The organism is Acidovorax sp. LjRoot38 (genome assembly GCF_964252975.1).
Taxonomy (GTDB): Bacteria; Pseudomonadota; Gammaproteobacteria; order Burkholderiales; family Burkholderiaceae_C; genus Acidovorax; species Acidovorax facilis.
Genome location: NZ_CAXUPT020000006.1, coordinates 231,145 through 246,449, shown reverse-complemented (window position 1 = coordinate 246,449; position 15,305 = coordinate 231,145). Strand labels below are relative to the sequence as shown.

The following is a 15,305-nucleotide window of genomic DNA, read 5'->3' as shown; positions in this document are numbered from 1 at the left end:
GGTGCGCAATCAGACAGCGGCACCGGGGGCTCCGGCGCGGCTCAGTTGTTGTTCGTTGGGTGCGGGCTTGCGCAGCTTGTCGAGCAGCACATAGACCACCGGCGTCGTCAGCAAGGTGAGCAACTGGCTCGCAATGAGCCCGCCGATGATCGCCACGCCCAGCGGCTGGCGCAGCTCCGAGCCCTGCCCGAAGCCGATGGCCAGCGGCAGTGCGCCCAGTGCAGCAGCCATCGTGGTCATCAGGATGGGGCGAAACCGCAGCAGGCAGGCTTCGCGCACGGCCTCCAGGGCCGTGAGCCCGCGCGCGCGCTCGGCGTCCAGCGCAAAGTCGATGATCATGATCGCGTTCTTCTTGACGATGCCGATTAGCAGGAACACGCCGATGAGCGCAATGATGGTGAACTGCATGTTGAACAGCAGCAGCGCCAGCACGGCGCCCACCCCCGCCGACGGCAGCGTGGTCAGCACCGTGATCGGGTGGATCAGGCTTTCATACAGAACCCCCAGCACGATGTAGATCACCACGATGGCGGTGAGGATCAGGAACAGTTGCTGCCCCTGCGACTGCTGGGCGCTGAGCGCCGTGCCCTGGAAGCTGCCGCGCACGTTGGTGGGCATGGCAATGTCGGCCTCGGCCTGCTCGATGACCTGGCGCGCCTGCGCCAGCGAGGTCCCGGGGTCGATGTTGAACGAGATGGTGGTGGCCAGCTCGCCATCCTGGTGGCTGATTGACGTGGGTGAGGCCCGCTCCACCACGCGCGCCACGGCGCTCAGCGGCACCATGGTCGATGCCGCAGTGCTGATGACATTGCCCGTGGACGCACCGCGCTGGCCCGGGTTGGCGGCCGTCCCCGTGGCACCGGTCGGGTTGCTGGCCACGTAGATATCTTTCAGGGCCGGCGGGCCCCGGGTGTACTCCGGCGCCCACTCCATGATGACGGCGTACTGGTTGAGTTCGCCATAGATCGTGGCCACCGAACGCTGGCCGAAGGCGTTGTACAGCGCGTTGTCGATGGCCGAGGCGCTCACGCCCAGGCGCGAAGCGCTGTCGCGGTCCACCTCCACATAGGTCTCCACGCCGTTTTCCGCCTGGTCGGTGTCCACGTCCTTGAGCAGGCTTTCGTCCTTGAGCCGGTCGGCCAGCTTGCCCGCCCATTGCTTGAGGTCCGCCATGTTGTCGCTCTTGAGCGTGTACTGGTAGGTGGAGTTGCTGGAGCGCCCGCCCATGCGCAGGTCCTGCACGGGGTTCAGAAACACCCTGAGGCCGGTGATCTGGTTGAGCTGCGGCCGCAGCCGCGCAATGACGGCCGGTGTGCTGTCCGTGCGCTGCTTCAACGGTTTGAGGTTCACAAACATGAACCCCCCCCCGGCCCGGCTGCCACCCGAGAAGCCGACGACGGTGTCCACCGCTGGGTCCTTGCGGATGATCTCCACGGCCTGGCGCAGCTTGCGCGCCAGGGCTTCGGACGAAATGCTCTGGTCGGCCCTGAGGCCCGCGTTGAGCTGGCCGTTGTCCTGCTCGGGGAAGTACCCTTTGGGGATCTTCGCGAACAAGTACACGTTGAGCCCGATCACCGCCAGCAGGATGAGCACCACCAGGCCTTTGCTGGCCAGGGCCCAGTCCAGGCTGTGTCCATACCCGCGCAGCACGCCCTGGTAGCCGCGCTCTGCCCACCGCGCCAGGCGCGACGGGGGCTTGTCGCTGGCCGGGTCGTGCGCCCGCAGCAGCCACGCACACATCATGGGCGTGGTGGTGAGCGAGATCACAAGCGAAATCATCACCGCCGCTGACAACGTGATGGCGAATTCGCGGAACAGCCGCCCCACCTGGCCGTCCATGAACAGCAGCGGAATGAACACAGCCACCAGCGACAGGCTGATGGACAGCACGGTGAAGCCCACCTCCCGCGCACCCTGCAGCGCGGCCTGCATGCGGTCCATGCCGGCCTCGATGTGGCGCATGGTGTTCTCCAGCACCACGATGGCATCGTCCACCACAAAACCTGTGGCCACGGTCAGCGCCATCAGGCTCAGGTTGTTGAGGCTGAAGCCCAGGAAGTACATCACGCCGAAGGTTCCCAGCAGCGACACCACAGTGGCCACCGCCGGGATCACCGTGGCCCGCGCCTTGCGCAGGAAGAGGCCCACCACCAGCACCACGAGGGCGATGGAGACCATCAGGGTCAGCTCGATTTCATGCAGGGAGGAGCGGATGGAGTTGGTGCTGTCCGACGCCACGGCCACCTGGATGTCCTGCGGCAGCTGGGCCTGCAGGTCGGGCAACAGCGCGCGCACGGCATCCACCGTTTCGATAATGTTGGCACCCGGCTGGCGCGTGACCAGCACGATAATGGCGGGGTCACCGTTGAACAGCCCTACGGTGCGGCGGTTTTCCACCCCGTCCACCACGCGCGCCACATCCCCCAGCCGCACGGCGGCATTGTTGCGCCAGGCGACGATGAGCGATTCGTACTCTGCCGCCTTGCGCGCGGGCGATGGTGTATAGATCTGCAGGCGGCGCCCGTCGCCCTCGATGGCGCCCTTGGGCCGGTTGGCGTTGGAGGCCTGGATGGCAGCGCGCACGTCTTCGGTGCTGATGCCGTAGCGGTTGAGCGCAAAGGGCAGCAGCTCCACGCGCACGGCGGGCAGCGAGCCGCCGCCAATCTCCACCTCGCCCACACCGTCCACCTGCGACAGGCGCTGGCTCACCACGTTGGAGACGGCATCGTAGATCTCACCCGGCGTGCGCGTCTTGGATGTCAGCGCCAGAATGATGACGGGTGATGCCGCCGAGTTGCGCTTGCGATACGTGGGGTTGCTGCGCAGCGTGGCGGGCAGGTCGGCCCGCGCCGCGTTGATGGCGGCCTGCACCTCGCGCGCGGCCGCGTCGATATTGCGGTTCAGGTCGAACTGCAGGCTCACACGCGCCGATCCGTTGGAGCTGGTCGAGGTCATTTCGTTGACCCCGGCAATCACCCCCAGCCGCCGCTCCAGAGGGGTGGCCACGCTGGTGGCCATGGTTTCGGGGCTGGCGCCCGCCAGGCTGGCCGAGACCGAAATGGCCGGATAGTCCACCTGCGGCAAAGGCGATACGGGCAGCACAAAAAATGCGGCGATCCCCGCCAGGGCCACGCCAATGGTCAGCAGCACGGTGGCGACCGGCCGCTCGACGAAGGGGCGCGAGAGATTCACGTCACCTCCCCGGCCTGGACCGGCGCCGCCGCCGTGCCCCGGCCCGTCCAGCGGCGGCCCAGCCGGTCAAACGCCAGATAGATCACCGGCGTGGTGAAAAGGGTGAGCATCTGGCTCAGGATCAGGCCGCCAAAAATCGCCAGCCCCAGGGGCCGGCGCAGTTCCGCGCCCTCGCCCCAGCCCAGCATCAGCGGCAGCGCGGCAAACAGCGCCGCCAGCGTGGTCATGAGGATGGGGCGAAAGCGCAGCAGCGCGGCCTGGTGGATGGCCTGCTGCGGCCCCATGCCCTGGTGGCGCTCGGCGTCGATGGCGAAGTCGATCATCATGATCGCGTTCTTCTTGACGATGCCGATCAGCAGGATGATGCCGATGATGCCGATCACCCCCAGGTCGTTGCCCGACACCATGAGCGCCAGCAGCGCCCCCACCCCGGCGGAAGGCAGGGTGGAGAGGATCGTGACCGGGTGGATATAGCTCTCGTACAGCACGCCGAGCACGATGTACACGCACACCATCGCCGCCAGGATGAGCCACAGCTGGCTCGACAACGATTTTTCGTAAGCCCCGGCAGCCCCCAGGAACTCCATCGACAGGCCCTGCGGCATCCCGATTTCCTTCGCGGCAGCGCGGATGGCGTCCACCGCACTGCCCAAGGACACGCCCTCGGCCTTGTCAAAACCCAGGGTTGCCGCCGGGTACTGGGCCACGCGCGTGATCTGCAGCGGCGCCAGTTGCTCGCGGATGGTGGCCACAGCCGCCAGCGGCGTGGGCGTGCCGGAGCCTGTGCGCAGCTGCAAGGTGCCCAGGGCCTCGGGCGTGTTCATGCCTTCCTGCTGGGCTTCCAGGATCACGCGGTACTGGTTGGTCTCGGTGAAAATGGTGGACACGATGCGCTGGCCAAACGCGCTGTAGAGCGTGTCGTCCACGCTGCTGGCCGTGACCGACAGGCGGGATGCCGTGTTGCGGTCAATGTCCACAAAGGCCGACAGGCCCTGCGCGCCCGCATCGGTCGTGGCGTTGCGCACCTTGGGCTCGCGCTGCAGTCGCTCGGCGAGCTTGCGGGTCCAGTCGTTGACCTGCGCGGCATCCACACCGCCAATCGACACGCGGTACTCGGTGGGGCCGGTTTCCGCATCGATCGTCAGATCCTGCGTGGGCTGCAGGTACAGCGTGACACCCGCCACAGACCGCACACGCTCACGCAGCCGCTGCATGATGGCTTCCTGCCCGTCGCGGTCAGGCTTGAGATTGATCAGCATGCGCCCGGCGTTGAGCATGGTGTTGTTGGCCGCATCCACACCCACAAACGAGCTGAGCGACAACACGTCGGGGTCTTGCAAGATGGCGCGTACGGCGGCTTGCTGGAGTTCACTCATGCGGGCGTACGAGACATCCTGCGACGCCTCGACGCGCGCCTGCAGTTGCCCGGTGTCCTGCGTGGGAAAAAGCCCCTTCGGGATGACCACATACAAGAGCGCCGTGAGGGCCAGCGTCATCACCGCCACCACCAGAGTGGCGCCCTGGTGGCGCAGCACCCACTGCAGCCAGCGGTCATAGCCGCCAATCACCCGCTCGAAACCCCGGTTGATACGGCCCGCCACGCCCTTCGGGCCCCCAGCGGGCTCGGCGCGCAGCCAGCGCGCAGCCATCATGGGCACGAGGGTGAGCGACACCACGCCCGAGATGAGAATGGTGATGGCCAGCGTGACCGCGAACTCGCGAAAGAGCCGCCCGACCACATCGCTCATGAAGAGCAGCGGGATCAGCACCGCGATCAGCGACACCGTGAGCGAGATGATGGTGAAGCCAATCTGCGTCGCGCCCTTGAGCGCCGCCTGGAACGGCGGCTCGCCCTCCTCCAGGTAGCGCGCGATGTTCTCGATCATCACGATGGCATCGTCCACCACAAAGCCGGTGGCAATCGTCAGCGCCATCAGGCTCAGGTTGTTGAGGCTGTAGCCCAGCAGGTACATCACCCCGCAGGTGCCAATGAGCGAAATGGGCACGGCCAGGCTGGCAATCACCGTGGCGCGCAGGCTGTGCAGAAAGAAGAAGATCACCAGCACCACCATGAGCACGGCCAGCACCAGTTCCAGTTCCACATGGTGGACCGAGCCCCGGATGCCCGTGGTGCGGTCCGACAGCACCTGCACCTTGAGCGATGCGGGCAGGCCCGCCTGCAGCTCGGGCAACAGCTTCTTGATGTTGTCCACCGTGGCGATCACGTTGGCGCCCGGCTGGCGCTGCACGTTGAGGATGATCGCTGGAGTGATGGAAGCCCCCACGCTCCCCACTTCGTGTGGTTCGCTGCCCCCCGGGGGGGCGTCCGCTTGCTTGGGGCGGCCCGGCGCGGCGCGGAGGGGGTCGTTGACCCCCGCCCACGCGCCCAGCCGGTTGTTCTCCGCACTCTCCACCACCCGCGCCACCTCCAGCATGCGCACCGGCGCGCCGTTGCGCCACGACACGATGAGGTTCTTGTAGTCGTCCACCGTCAGCAACTGGTCGTTGGCATTGATGGTGTAGGAGCGCTGGGGCCCGTCGAAGCTGCCTTTGGCGCTGTTGGCATTGGCCGACGTGATGGCCGTGCGCAGGGTATCGAGGCCAATGCCGTACGACGCCAGCGCCTTGGTGTCGGCCTGGATGCGCACGGCAGGCCGCTGCCCACCCGCCAGCGACACCAGCCCCACACCGGAAACCTGGCTGATCTTCTGCGCCAGGCGCGTGTTCACCAGGTTCTGCACTTCGGTGAGCGGCAGCGTGTCAGAGCTGATGGCCAGCGTGAGCACCGGCGCGTCGGCAGGGTTCACCTTGGCGTACACCGGGGGTGCGGGCAGGTCTGCGGGCAGCAGCGAATTGCCCGCGTTGATGGCCGCCTGCACCTCCTGCTCGGCCACATCCAGCGCCAGCCCCAGGCCAAACTGCAGCGTGATGATGGACACCCCCGAGGCGCTGGTGGACGCCATGCGCGTGAGCCCGGGCATCTGGCCAAACTGGCGCTCCAGCGGCGCACTCACCGTGCGGCTCATGACCTCGGGGCTGGCACCCGGGTACAGGGTCTGCACCTGGATGGTGGGGTAATCCACCTCGGGCAAGGCCGACAGCGGCAGAAAGCGGAAACCCACCAGCCCTGCCAGCACGATGGCAATCATCAGCAGCGCAGTGGCCACGGGCCTTTCAATGAATGGACGTGAAGGACTCATGTTGTCGTGTCGCGCTCAGGGATTCTGAGGAGGACGCTGGCGGCGCTGGCCACCTTCTCCACGCTCCCCTCGCGGCCCGCTGGCCCCCGCACGCGGTGCACGGGCGGCCTGCGCACCCGGCAGCTGCACGGCCATGCCATCCTGCAAGCGGTCCCCGCCCTCGGTCACCACACGTTCGCCTTCCTTCAGGCCTTCGGTGATCGCCATCAGCCCCACCGTGGCCTGACCGCGCTTGACCTTGCGCAGCGACACCGTGCGGTCTTCGTTGATGACATAGACGTAGTCGCCATTGGCGCCGGTGCGCACGGCGGTCACGGGCACCACCAGCGCGGGCACGTTGCGCAGCAGCAGTTGCACGTTCACAAACTGGTTGGGAAACAGCGCACCCGCCGCGTTCTCGAACCGAGCCTTGGCCTTGACGGTGCCGGTGGTGGTGTCCACCTGGTTGTCCAGCGTAGAGAAACGCCCCTTGTCGAGTTCGGCCTTGCGCGTGCGGTCCAGCGCCGTCACGGCCAGGGCGTCCGCTGCGCCCTGCGCTGCCTGGATGTCGGCCACGCGGTCCTGCGGCACCGAGAACTGCACGTCGATGGGCGCCACCTGCGTGATGGTGGCCAGGCCCGCCGTGTCGCCCGAGGTCACGTAGTTGCCCGCATCCACGGTGCGAAGACCGATGCGCCCCGACGCGGGCGCGGTGATGCGTGTGTAGTCCAGGTTCAGGCGCGCCGTGCCCTCCTGGGCCTTGTCGGTCATCACCGTGCCTTCGAGCTGTTTGACCAGCGCGGCCTGCGTGTCCACGTCCTGGCGGGCGATGGAGTCTTGCGACAGCAATGTGCGGTAGCGCTCCAGCGTGAGGCGCGCGTTCTCCAGCTGCGCCTCGTCGCGCTGGCGGGTGCCCTGGGCCTGCATCAGCGCCTGCTCGAAGGGGCGGGGGTCGATTTGCGCCAGCAACTGCCCTCTTTTGACCATCTGCCCCTCGGTGAACAGCACCTGGGTCAGCATGCCCGACACCTGGGGCCGCAGCGTGACCGTGGTGGCGGGGATCACAGTGCCCAGCGCATCGATGATCACCGGCAGTTCAGCCTTGCGCACCACGGCATCCCCCACCGTGACCATGGGGCGCCCGCCCCCCGGAAAGCCCGGACCGCCGCTGGATTCACCATTGGCCCGCTGGATGAGATACCACGCCGCCCCTCCTACCAGCCCCACCAACACCAGCGCCAGCAGGCTTCCTACCCATCGGGATCGGCGTGGCGGTTTGCCGGGGGGAGCGGGAGGAATGGCCGATGGCGGGGGCGCGTTGACTTCTTGGGGGTTCATGGCGGTCTTGATTCGTGTTCTCGGGGTGCGTGCAGGGCGGGTGTCAGCACGGTCAACCGTACCGGATCGTAGAGGCTCAGTTCACGCGTTGCTTTGAACGCTGTGCGAAGAAAAGTAAACCTTGGGGTCAAAGCAATTCGTAGGGAAGGCACATCCACCAACGGGCCGACCACCAAAAATGCCCCGCAAGTCACGCCGCGCTCCTGCATTTCGCGGCGGCCCTGGCGCATTTCGTCGCAAGCCGCTGGCAGCGACGGGGCGGTGTCGGCACAGTCCGCTCCATTGAAGAACGAGCCCGGAGCCACACCATGCAACTCACCCCCGTCATCGCCATCCACCTCGCCGCAGCGCTCGCCGCGACCGCCATCGGCCCCATCGCCCTGTGGGCCCGCAAGGGTGCCACCCAACGCCCGCGCCTGCACCGCGCCGCCGGGTATGCCTGGGTAACCCTGATGGTGGCCACAGCCGTGTCGGCCATTTTCATCAGTGGGGGCCCGGGCCCGCGATGGGGCAGCTTCGGGCTGATCCACCTGCTGATACCGGTCACGCTGGGGATGCTGGTGCTGTCTTTTGTCTTCCTGGCCCGGCGCAACATCGACGGGCATCGCAAGACGATGCAGCGCGTCTACATCGGCGCCTGCGTGGTGGCCGGTGGCTTCACTCTGCTGCCTGATCGCTTTCTCGGCCATTCGCTCTGGTCGGCACTGGGCGTGATCTGACCCTGCCGTTCCCTCTCCATCCACCCTTTCCATTCAGGAGATCCCCATGCTGCTCAATTTGATTGTTCACCAACCCCAAGCAATGCTCCAGGTCATCAGTCACACCCCCTATTGGGTTTGGGGCATGCTGGCCGGCCTGGTGGGGCTGGGAGCCAGCCAGCTGCGCGACCGCAGCGCCAGCCTGCTGCGAACCCAGCTCATGCCGCTGGGCATGGCCGCCTTCTCGGTGGCAGGACTGCTGTCGGCATTCGGCGGTTCGGCCTCCTCCGGCGTACAGGCAGTGGGTCTCTGGCTGGCAGCCGCCACGGCGACCACGGCGCTGGCCCTGTGGTTCCAGCCCACGGCGCCCACCGGCACGCTCTACAGCGCCTCTTCGCGCAGTTTTTACATTCCGGGCAGCGCCATGCCGCTCGCGCTGATCGTCGGCATCTTCCTGACCAAGTATTTCGTAGGGGTGGAGCTGGCCATGCAACCCACCCTGGCACGGGACGGCACCTTCGCGCTGCAGATCTCGGCCCTTTATGGGGTGTTCAACGGCCTGTTCGCCGCCCGGGCCCTGCGGATGTGGCGCCTGGCGCAGCAAAGCGTGGTCTACGGCGCATCCCCCGTGGGCGCCTGAGCCCGGCCAGAACCCTGCCCTCCCATCGAACTGACTCACCTTGTCTGGAGACATCACCATGCACTACATCCACCCCACCCAAGATCCCATGGAACGCCTGGCCCGCAAGCGCGCCGGGGCCAAACTCGGCTGGTACATGCACGCCGGCGTCTATCTGCTGGTCAACCTGTTGCTGATCACCCTGTCGGCCGCCAGCGGGCGGCACTGGGCGGTGTACCCCGCGCTGGGATGGGGCATCGGCCTGGTGGTGCATGGGGCGGTGGTGTTCCTGATTGCTGGCGGCGGGCTGCATGAGCGCATGGTGCAGGCCGAACGCGACCGTCTGGCGCAGCAGGGGCAACGTCCTTGAACCCGCCTACACCCGCCTTCCGCACGAAAGAAATCCCATGAAGATGCTCCGACGACTGACCCTGACCCTGCTGACACTCGCGACATGGGGTGCGGCCACCGCCTCCCAGGCGGGTACGGGGCTGATGGAATTGCCCGGCTTGCTGGGGGATGGCCCCGTCACGGTGTTCTACCCCAGCAGCAGTGCCGACGAACCCGTGCAGCGCGGCCCCTTCCAGCTGCAGCTGGCCTGGCAGGGCAGCCCCGTGCGGGGCAACGGCCGCCTGATCGTCATTACACACGGTTCGGGCGGCAATCCGTGGGTCCACACCGATCTGGCACGTGCAATGGTGACCGCAGGTTTTGTCGTGGCATTGCCCGAACATGCGGGAGACAACTCCAAAGACCCTTCCACCCCCGGCCCCGAGAGCTGGAAGCGCCGCCCCGCCGAGGTCTCCCGCGCCATCGACGCCGTGGCACAGGACAACCGCCTGGCCCCGTTGCTCACACTGGACAAGGTAGGGGTCTTTGGTGGTTCCGCCGGTGGCCATACGGCGTTGACGCTGGCGGGCGGCGCGTGGTCGCCCGCGCGCTTTCGCCAGCACTGCGAGGCCCATATTGCCGATGATTTTTCCTCCTGCGTCGGGTTCATCACCCGTTTGCACGGCAACCTGCTGGATGGCCTGAAGAAGTGGTTTGCACTGGCCGTGATACGGCACCGCTTTGGCGATGACACCGCCTACACACACCAGGACTCCCGCATACAAGCCGCCGTGGCCAGCGTGCCCTTTGCAGCCGACTTTGACATGGCCACCCTTGCCACCCCGAGCATCGCGCTGGGGCTGGTGACTGCGGGCATGGATGTGAACCAGGTGCCGCGCTTTCACAGTGACGCCGTGCTCACGGCCTGCCAGGACCGCTGCACCCACGTAGCCCACCTGCCGGACGCCAGCCACGGCGCCATGCTGTCGCCCATGCCACCGCTGCACCTGCTGAGCGACGTGCAGACCGCGCTGCTGGGCGACCCGCCCGGCTTTGACCGCAAGGTGCTGCCCGAGGTGGATGCACGCATCGTGGCGTTCTTCGCCCAGCACCTGCAACCCTTGCACCCCTTTCAACCAGTGCCCTAACGCGGCCATCCTGCGTCACACGCCCCCATGCTCCTCATCTCTGCCGCCACCCTTGGCCTGCTCGCCACCATGACGCAAACCTCCAGATTGCGGCCCCGCAGCCGGTACCCCTTGTTCATCGCTGCAGCCCTGCTGACACTGGGGCTTGCCGGACTTGCTGCCGCCATCGCCTGGGGTGGCCCCCACGACATCCCGCCACTGTCCAGCATCAACAATCCGTTCAAGGGCGTGGACTACGGCGGTGTTCCACCAGCCCAGCGCTACACAGCGCGCGACGGCACTTCACTGGCGTGGCATGGCTACAGCCCCAGTCCGGCAACAGCAGCCACACCACAGCGCCGGGTGGTATTGGTGCATGGGTCTTCCGCACGCGGGCAGTCCAACCACGTGCTGGCACAGGCGCTGGCGGCTGAGGGCTATGCCGTGGCTTCCCTGGACATTCGGGGTCACGGCGCGTCCGGCCCCAGGGGCCAGGCCGCGTACATCGGCCAGATGGAAGACGACATCGAGGACTTTCTGCGCGCCGTGCCGCACGCTGGCCCGCAAACGCTGATGGGATTTTCGGCAGGCGGCGGGTTTGCGCTGCGTTTTGCGGGCAGCGCGCGGCAGGACCTGTTCGACCGCTATGTGCTGCTTTCGCCTTTTTTGCACCACAACGCCCCCACATCGCGGCCTGACAGCGGCGGCTGGGTGTCGGTGGGACTGCCCCGCATGGTTGCCATCACGCTGCTCAATCAGATCGGCATCACCCGGTGGAACCACCTGCCAGTGCTGAGCTTTGCCCTCAACGACGTAGCCCGCGAGCTGCTCACGCCCCGCTATTCGTACACGGTGGCCACCAACTTCCGCCCCCACGACGACTACCAGGCCGACATCCGCAATGCCCGGGGCACGGTCTGCATCGTGGCCGGGCAGGACGATGAGCTTTTTTACGCCGACCGCTTTGCCGACCTGTTTGCCCAGGCGGGCAAGCCTGTGCCCGTGACCCTGGTGCCCGGCGTGAACCACATGGGGCTGACGCTGGACGCCCAGGCTGTGGCCACGGTGGCGCGCCACGCCTGCCCGGCCTAGCCCGCCCCTAGAATCCCTGCAGCGCCCCGAGCTTTTCACCCCCGACCGCCCCGCCATGACCTCCCCTCTTAGCCCCGAAGAAATCGAAACGCTGGCCCGCCGGCGCGCCAGCGCCAAGCTGGGTTGGTACGTGCACGCCGTGGCGTTCGTGCTGGTCAACGCGCTGCTCTTTGCCATGTCGCGCTACGCGTTCGGTACGCGCCCCTGGTCGATCTATCCACTGCTGGGCTGGGGCCTGGGGCTGGTGCTGCACGGGGTGTCGGTGTTCCTGCTGGGCAACGGCAACGGCCTGCGCGAACGCATGGTGCAGCGCGAGCGCGAAGCCCTGCAGCGCGAACAAGCCCAAAAGCAGCAAGAGCAGCAAGAGCAGCACCGGCCATGATGCTGCGACGCCCCTTCAACGGCATCAGCAAGCTGCGGCACTTCCTTCAGGTGCTCGCCTTCACCCTGGTCGTTGCGACTATCCAATATGCCTTCATGCCCGACAAGCCCTACGGGCCGCCGGTGGTGTATTCGATACTGATCGGCACCTTCACCTGGGCCGTGATCGACCTGGGGCGCGAATTGATACCGTCTGCCGCCGAAACGGGCTGGCCGCATGGGTGGCAGGGCATGGCGCTGGTGGCGGGGGGCATCGTTGTGGGGTATGTGGCAGGCACGGCACTGGCCAACGCCTTGTGCGTGTACTACTTTCACTTCTACCCACCGGGCACGTCCACTACCGGGTCTGATCAGCGCACATCCATTCTCATCACGGCCATTGCCGGGCTGGTGGGCAGCTACTACTTCTACGCCATCCACAAATCGGCGTATCTGGAAGACAAGATGGCCGAGGCGCGCATGCACGCGAGCGAGGCGCGCCTGAAGCTGCTGGAAACCCAGCTCGAACCGCATATGCTGTTCAACACGCTGGCCAACCTGCGCGTGCTGATCGGCACAGACCCCGCGCGTGCGCAGGAGATGCTGGACCGCATGATTGCCTACCTGCGCGCCACGCTCACCGCGTCGCGCAGCACCCAGCACCCGCTGTCCAACGAGTTTGACCGCCTGCGCGACTACCTGGAGCTGATGGCGGTGCGCATGGGCCCGCGCATGGCCTACACGCTGGACCTGCCCGAGGCACTGCGGGATGTGCCCGTGCCGCCACTGCTGCTGCAGCCCCTGGTGGAAAACGCCATCCGCCACGGCCTGGAGCCCCGGGTGGAAGGCGGCCACATCACCGTGCGTGCCAGCACGCGCCCGGGCGCCAACGGCCCGCTGCTGGTGATCGAGGTCAACGACACCGGCGTGGGCCTGCCCGGCACCCTGCCCACGCCGGGCCCCGGCCAGAGCTTTGGCCTGACCCAGGTGCGCGAACGCCTGGCCACCTTGCACGGCGCATCAGGCACTCTTGATTTGATAGCTGCTAGCGCAGGAGGGACAAGCGCTAGCGTCGTTTTTCCTTTGAAATCCGCTCCCAACCCATGAACCAGCCCGCCCCCCGCGCCCTGATTGCCGAGGATGAACACCTGCTGGCTGCCGCACTGCAGCAGGAGCTGGCCCGCGCCTGGCCCGCGCTGCAGATCGCCGCGACCGTGGGCGACGGCCTGTCGGCCGTCAGGCAGGCGCTGGCCCTGCTCCCCGACGTGCTCTTCTTTGACATCCGCATGCCGGGCCAGAGCGGGCTGGATGCCGCCGTGGAACTGGCCGACGCCTGGCCCGACGACAAACCGTTTCCCGCACTCGTATTCGTGACGGCCTACGACCAGTACGCCGTGCAAGCGTTTGAAGCCCAGGCTGTGGACTACCTGCTCAAGCCCGTGCAGGCGGCCCGGCTGCAAAAAACAGTGCAAAAACTGCAGCTAGCGCTTATGAATAAAGCGCAACCAGCTATCAATTTAGAAGCAACCATGGAGCAGCTGCGCCACCTGCTGGCAGCGCCCGGCATTGCCTCGCCATCCGCTGCAGCGGCACCAAGCAGCACCGCCCCCCTCACCCTCATCCAGGCCAGCAGCGGCAGCCAGATCCACATGGTGCCGGTGGCCGACGTGCTGTACTTTGAAGCGGCCGACAAATACGTGCGGGTGCTGACTGCGGCGCGCGAGTACCTGATCCGCACGCCGCTCAAGGAGCTGACGAGCCAGCTTGATACGCAGGTGTTCTGGCAGATCCATCGCAGCACCCTGGTGCGCGCCAGCGCCATCACCACGGTGACGCGCGACGAGGCGGGCAAGCTGCATCTGGAGCTGGCGGGCCGGACCGAGAAGCTGCCCGTGAGCCGCCTTTACGCGCACCTTTTCAAGGCGATGTAGTCCCCGAGGGTTCTTAGAACGTGTTTACCGATTGGTGGCCAGCAGCAGGCCACCCGCCCCCATGAAGAACCCGCCGGTGGCCTTGTTGAGACGCACCACACCCCGCGAGGTGCGGATAAACCGGCGGATCTGCCGCCCCCCCGCCGCATAAACCGCCGTGGAGACAAACTCAGCCCCCAGGTACACCGCCCCCAGCACCACAAACTGGCGCAGGGCCGGCTGGCCGGGGTCGATGAACTGCGGAAAGACCGCTGCAAACAGGATGATGGCCTTGGGATTGGTGATGCCCAGCAAGAACTCCTGCGCGATGAGCGACTGCAGGCGCACCGGTGCACCGCCCGCTTTGACCGCACCTCCGTCTGCGCCATCCACCACATCCAGCCCGCTGAACTCACGGCTGCGCCACGCGCGCCAGCCCAGCCAGAACAGGTAGCAGGCGCCTACCCACTTCACGGCCGTGAAGGCCGCCTCGGACGCCAGCAGCATGGCCCCCAGGCCCACCGCAGACACCGTCAGGAAAATCGCGAACGCAGCCACCCTCCCCAGCGTCGCCACCATGGCCGCACCAATCCCCGCGCGAATGCCGTTGTTGAGGCCACAGAAATTGTTGGGGCCAGGCGTGAGGGCAATGGCAACCGCCACCGGGGCAAAAAGAAGCGCGTCCATGGAACAGTCCTTCAGAGAACGGGAAAACACCCGATAGCGGCCCAGTCCAAAAAAAGCGGGGGCGGAAGGCGCAGGCGCTCGGTGCCCCGGACACCACTCAACCGTTCAGTTCCACCACCGTGCCCCAGGGCACGCTGGGCAAAGCCTCGTAGTGCGCCACGACCACCACCCGCCCGGGCTGGCCCGCCACCTGCGCCAGGGCGCGGCCCAGGTAGGTGGCCGACGGCTTGTCCAGCCCGCCCACAGGCTCGTCGATCAAGGTCAGCGGCGCGCCCGAGGCCAGCGCCCCGGCCATGAGCACCTTGCGTTTGCTGCCGGTGGACAGCGCATAGAACGGCTTGTCCAGATGCTCGTGCAGCGTGAAGCCTTCAATGTGCGTGGCCAGCGCTGCGGCATCCCACAGCGGGTAGTGCGCGGGCAGGCTGTCCAGCCAGCCACGGGCGGTGAGTTTGTCCAGGTCGCCAGCACGGGGATCAACCCAGAACACCATTTGCGCAAAGGCCTTGGGCGTGTCGCCCAGGCGCACACCCTGCAGCGTGATGCGCCCGGCCTGCGCCGTGAGTTCACCCGCCAGCAGGCGCAGCAGCGTGGTCTTGCCACTGCTTTCGTCGCCACGCACCAGCGCCAGGCCTGCAGGCAGCGCCACCGACCACTGGTTGAGCACCCCACATTCGGGATAGGCAAAACACAGCCCCTCCACCTGCAACACCACGTTCTCAGACATCCTGCTTCCTTGGGTTTGTTGCGCAGGACATTCCGTACAAGCCTGCGCC

13 protein-coding genes are annotated in these 15,305 nt (G+C 66.8%); 8 read left to right on the top strand and 5 right to left on the bottom strand.

The window, feature by feature from the left end:
- Positions 1–9 precede the first annotated feature (9 nt).
- From ACSQ22_RS13535 to ACSQ22_RS13525, 3 genes are read right to left on the bottom strand one after another with little or no spacing between them, the layout of a single operon-like run.
- A complete protein-coding gene (locus tag ACSQ22_RS13535) occupies positions 10–3,192 on the bottom strand; it encodes an efflux RND transporter permease subunit (protein WP_055397372.1) in 3,183 nt (1,060 codons plus the stop codon).
- Entirely contained in the window at positions 3,189–6,392 is a 3,204-nt protein-coding gene (locus tag ACSQ22_RS13530; protein WP_436130610.1) for an efflux RND transporter permease subunit, read from the bottom strand. The genes ACSQ22_RS13535 and ACSQ22_RS13530 overlap by 4 nt, the downstream gene beginning before the upstream one ends.
- 15 nt (positions 6,393–6,407) lie before the next feature.
- Positions 6,408–7,709, bottom strand: a complete 1,302-nt coding sequence (locus tag ACSQ22_RS13525; RefSeq protein WP_436130609.1) for an efflux RND transporter periplasmic adaptor subunit — start codon at positions 7,707–7,709, stop codon at positions 6,408–6,410.
- Positions 7,710–8,017: 308 nt separating this feature from the next.
- Between ACSQ22_RS13525 and ACSQ22_RS13520 the strand changes: the two genes are divergently transcribed.
- Genes ACSQ22_RS13520 through ACSQ22_RS13485 form a run of 8 tightly spaced genes read left to right on the top strand, consistent with a single transcriptional unit; the run spans position 8,018 to position 13,866 of the window.
- Positions 8,018–8,428 carry a DUF2306 domain-containing protein gene (locus tag ACSQ22_RS13520; protein WP_121419366.1) on the top strand — a complete coding sequence of 137 codons (411 nt, stop codon included), beginning with the start codon at positions 8,018–8,020 and terminating at the stop codon, positions 8,426–8,428.
- Between the two features lie 46 nt (positions 8,429–8,474).
- Entirely contained in the window at positions 8,475–9,047 is a 573-nt protein-coding gene (locus ACSQ22_RS13515) for a DUF6622 family protein (RefSeq protein ID WP_142144400.1), read from the top strand.
- A gap of 58 nt (positions 9,048–9,105) precedes the next feature.
- The gene (locus tag ACSQ22_RS13510) at positions 9,106–9,396 is read left to right on the top strand and encodes a 2TM domain-containing protein (RefSeq protein WP_436130608.1); all 291 of its coding nucleotides are present in this window, start codon (positions 9,106–9,108) and stop codon (positions 9,394–9,396) included.
- 43 nt (positions 9,397–9,439) lie between these two features.
- A complete protein-coding gene (locus ACSQ22_RS13505) occupies positions 9,440–10,504 on the top strand; it encodes an alpha/beta hydrolase family protein (protein WP_436130676.1) in 1,065 nt (354 codons plus the stop codon).
- Between the two features lie 27 nt (positions 10,505–10,531).
- Positions 10,532–11,575 (top strand): alpha/beta hydrolase, encoded by a 1,044-nt coding sequence (locus ACSQ22_RS13500; protein ID WP_436130607.1) that lies wholly within the window; start codon positions 10,532–10,534, stop codon positions 11,573–11,575.
- A gap of 55 nt (positions 11,576–11,630) precedes the next feature.
- Positions 11,631–11,957 (top strand): 2TM domain-containing protein, encoded by a 327-nt coding sequence (locus ACSQ22_RS13495; protein WP_436130606.1) that lies wholly within the window; start codon positions 11,631–11,633, stop codon positions 11,955–11,957.
- The gene (locus tag ACSQ22_RS13490; protein ID WP_436130605.1) at positions 11,954–13,042 is read left to right on the top strand and encodes a sensor histidine kinase; all 1,089 of its coding nucleotides are present in this window, start codon (positions 11,954–11,956) and stop codon (positions 13,040–13,042) included. The genes ACSQ22_RS13495 and ACSQ22_RS13490 overlap by 4 nt, the downstream gene beginning before the upstream one ends.
- Positions 13,039–13,866, top strand: coding sequence for a LytR/AlgR family response regulator transcription factor (locus ACSQ22_RS13485; RefSeq protein ID WP_055396282.1), 828 nt, complete (start codon positions 13,039–13,041; stop codon positions 13,864–13,866). Before ACSQ22_RS13490 ends, ACSQ22_RS13485 begins: the two co-directional genes overlap by 4 nt.
- 24 nt (positions 13,867–13,890) lie before the next feature.
- On the opposite strand, the gene ACSQ22_RS13480 is transcribed toward ACSQ22_RS13485, so the two are convergent.
- The gene (locus ACSQ22_RS13480; RefSeq protein WP_055396280.1) at positions 13,891–14,532 is read right to left on the bottom strand and encodes a LysE family translocator; all 642 of its coding nucleotides are present in this window, start codon (positions 14,530–14,532) and stop codon (positions 13,891–13,893) included.
- A 97-nt stretch (positions 14,533–14,629) separates the two neighbouring features.
- A complete protein-coding gene (locus tag ACSQ22_RS13475; protein ID WP_436130604.1) occupies positions 14,630–15,256 on the bottom strand; it encodes an ABC transporter ATP-binding protein in 627 nt (208 codons plus the stop codon).
- Between the last annotated feature and the right edge of the window lie 49 nt (positions 15,257–15,305).

What these genes read in the sequence shown, in the direction of transcription:
- ACSQ22_RS13480 (WP_055396280.1), bottom strand. Translation starts at nt 14,532, where the DNA reads ATGGACGCGCTTCTTTTTGCCCCGGTGGCGGTTGCCATTGCCCTCACG.
- ACSQ22_RS13495 (WP_436130606.1), top strand. Translation starts at nt 11,631, where the DNA reads ATGACCTCCCCTCTTAGCCCCGAAGAAATCGAAACGCTGGCCCGCCGG.
- ACSQ22_RS13505 (WP_436130676.1), top strand. Translation starts at nt 9,440, where the DNA reads ATGCTCCGACGACTGACCCTGACCCTGCTGACACTCGCGACATGGGGT.
- ACSQ22_RS13490 (WP_436130605.1), top strand. Translation starts at nt 11,954, where the DNA reads ATGATGCTGCGACGCCCCTTCAACGGCATCAGCAAGCTGCGGCACTTC.
- ACSQ22_RS13510 (WP_436130608.1), top strand. Translation starts at nt 9,106, where the DNA reads ATGCACTACATCCACCCCACCCAAGATCCCATGGAACGCCTGGCCCGC.
- ACSQ22_RS13500 (WP_436130607.1), top strand. Translation starts at nt 10,532, where the DNA reads ATGCTCCTCATCTCTGCCGCCACCCTTGGCCTGCTCGCCACCATGACG.
- ACSQ22_RS13515 (WP_142144400.1), top strand. Translation starts at nt 8,475, where the DNA reads ATGCTGCTCAATTTGATTGTTCACCAACCCCAAGCAATGCTCCAGGTC.
- ACSQ22_RS13530 (WP_436130610.1), bottom strand. Translation starts at nt 6,392, where the DNA reads ATGAGTCCTTCACGTCCATTCATTGAAAGGCCCGTGGCCACTGCGCTG.
- ACSQ22_RS13520 (WP_121419366.1), top strand. Translation starts at nt 8,018, where the DNA reads ATGCAACTCACCCCCGTCATCGCCATCCACCTCGCCGCAGCGCTCGCC.
- ACSQ22_RS13525 (WP_436130609.1), bottom strand. Translation starts at nt 7,709, where the DNA reads ATGAACCCCCAAGAAGTCAACGCGCCCCCGCCATCGGCCATTCCTCCC.
- ACSQ22_RS13485 (WP_055396282.1), top strand. Translation starts at nt 13,039, where the DNA reads ATGAACCAGCCCGCCCCCCGCGCCCTGATTGCCGAGGATGAACACCTG.
- ACSQ22_RS13475 (WP_436130604.1), bottom strand. Translation starts at nt 15,256, where the DNA reads ATGTCTGAGAACGTGGTGTTGCAGGTGGAGGGGCTGTGTTTTGCCTAT.